At 72.9% G+C, this 1,986-nt stretch carries 2 protein-coding genes and 1 pseudogene; 2 read left to right on the top strand and 1 reads right to left on the bottom strand.

Translation table 11 applies throughout. The features are described from left to right. The first annotated feature begins 282 nt into the window (after positions 1 to 282). Both ypfJ and V7793_RS36965 read left to right on the top strand, forming a co-directional pair. The gene (gene ypfJ / locus V7793_RS36970; protein WP_336014062.1) at positions 283 to 1,170 is read left to right on the top strand and encodes a KPN_02809 family neutral zinc metallopeptidase; all 888 of its coding nucleotides are present in this window, start codon (positions 283 to 285) and stop codon (positions 1,168 to 1,170) included. 59 nt (positions 1,171 to 1,229) lie between these two features. After that, the gene (locus V7793_RS36965) at positions 1,230 to 1,628 is read left to right on the top strand and encodes a VOC family protein (RefSeq protein ID WP_336014061.1); all 399 of its coding nucleotides are present in this window, start codon (positions 1,230 to 1,232) and stop codon (positions 1,626 to 1,628) included. A 58-nt stretch (positions 1,629 to 1,686) separates the two neighbouring features. On the opposite strand, the pseudogene V7793_RS36960 reads toward V7793_RS36965, so the two are convergent. Continuing rightward, positions 1,687 to 1,986: pseudogene (locus V7793_RS36960) on the bottom strand (hypothetical protein); the annotation flags it as partial.

Below are 1,986 nucleotides of genomic sequence, written 5' to 3'. Positions count from 1 at the left end.
AGCCGGTCGCCGAAGGGGGCGTGCTGGACGTGCCGGGCCGCGGCGGCCAGCAGGACCAGGAGCAGGGTGGTGAGGAGCAGCGCGAGGGAGGCCGGGAAGGGGGTGCCGCGGCCGCCGCGCACCGTATCCGCCGTCGCCATGGGGGCACTCCTTCCGTACCGTTTGTCCTGGATATCCGGGGCGCCGCCGGACGACCCCGCCGACACGCCGGACCAGGCATTTCCGCAATAGCCATAAATAGGGCGATTCGCCGATACTCAGGGATGGGAAGGCGGTGGGCGCATGCAGTTCGACGACGACGCGGGACTGGACACCTCCCAGGTCCAGGACGAGCGCGGCAGCCGGATCCCGGGCGGCGGGATGACCATCGGCGGCGGCGTCATCGGGCTGGTCGCGCTGGTGCTCGGGCTGTTCTTCGGCATCGGCCCGCAGGAGCTCGGGCTCACCTCCGAACCGGCGCCGGGCGGCACCACGCACAGCGACGCCCAGGTCGCCCGGGACTGCAAGACGGGCCGGGACGCCAACACCCGCGAGGACTGCCGGATCGTCGCCGTGGTCAACAGCGCCCAGTCCTTCTGGAGCCGGGAGTTCGCCCGCCGCTCGGCCGGCTACACGCCGGCGGCGACGGTCTTCTTCACCGGCCAGGTCCGCACGGCCTGCGGAGCCGCGTCCTCGGCCGTCGGGCCCTTCTACTGCCCCGGCGACCGGAAGGTCTACCTCGACCTCGGGTTCTTCAACGAGCTGCGGACGAAGTTCGGGGCGAGCGGCGGCCCGTTCGCCGAGGCCTACGTCGTCGCGCACGAGTACGGGCACCACGTCCAGAACCTGATGGGCACGCTCGGCCGCTCCCAGGACGGCGGCACGGGCGCCGGGAGCAACGCCGTCAGGGTCGAGCTGCAGGCCGACTGCTACGCGGGGGTCTGGGCCCGGCATGCGACGACCACGCCCGAGAAGTCCACCGGGCGCCCCCTGATCACACAGCTGACCAAGGCGGACATCGACGACGGGCTGTCGGCGGCCGCCGCCGTCGGCGACGACCGCATCCAGGAGAAGTTCCAGGGCCGGGTGACCCCCGAGAGCTGGACGCACGGCTCGGCCGCGCAGCGGCAGCAGTGGTTCAACACGGGGTACAGCACGGGGGACATGGCCCGGTGCAACACCTTCCGCTGACCGGTTCCGCCGGCCGGTTCCGCCGACCACCGATTCCGCCGACCGAGGAGTGACCCCAGATGACAGGCACGCACACGCCGAGCATCTACCCCACGCTGCTCTACCGCGACGCGAAGGCGGCGATCGCGCAGCTCACCAAGGCGTTCGGCTTCGCCCGGGCCGCCCTGTACGAGAGCGAGGACGGCACGGTCCTGCACGCCGAACTCGCCTACGGCAACGGCAGAGTGATGATCGGTTCGAAGGGGCGGGTGGGGGTGTTCGCCGAGGCCATGCGCGAGAGCGGTCCGGTGGGCGTCTACGTCGTGGTCGAGGACACCGACGCGCACTTCCGGCAGGCCGACAAGAGCGGCGTGGAGATCCTGATGCCGCCCACGGACCAGGAGTACGGCTCGCGGGACTACATGGCGCGGGACCTGGAGGGGAACGTGTGGAGCTTCGGGACGTACGTCCCGGCGTGAGCCCGGTGCGGCCCGCGGGGACGGGCCCGGCCCTGCGGGCCGGGCACCGTCCGGGCTCCTAGGCTCCGCCCGTGTGGACCTGGAAGGCGGCTTTGCGAACAGCCTTGGCCAAGGCCGGGTCCGGGTGGGCCGCCGCGAGGGCGACCAGCACCTGCACCGTGCGCGGGTGCCCCACCGCCCGCACCTCCTCCAGCAGCCCCGGCACGGTGCCCTGGACCGCCGAGTCGAGGTGCCGCACCAGCAGCCGGCTCTCCCCGTGGTCGGCGACGGCCGCGGCGGTGTCCACCCACAGCCAGGTGGCCTCCTCGCGGGTGAGCACCTCGGCGGCCTGCTCCGGGTCGCGGCCCTCGTGCTCGGC

The sequence above is a fragment of the Streptomyces sp. KLMMK genome, from assembly GCF_036961605.1.
Lineage (GTDB): Bacteria > Actinomycetota > Actinomycetes > Streptomycetales > Streptomycetaceae > Streptomyces > Streptomyces telluris.
This window is presented reverse-complemented; position numbering and strand designations above follow the sequence as displayed.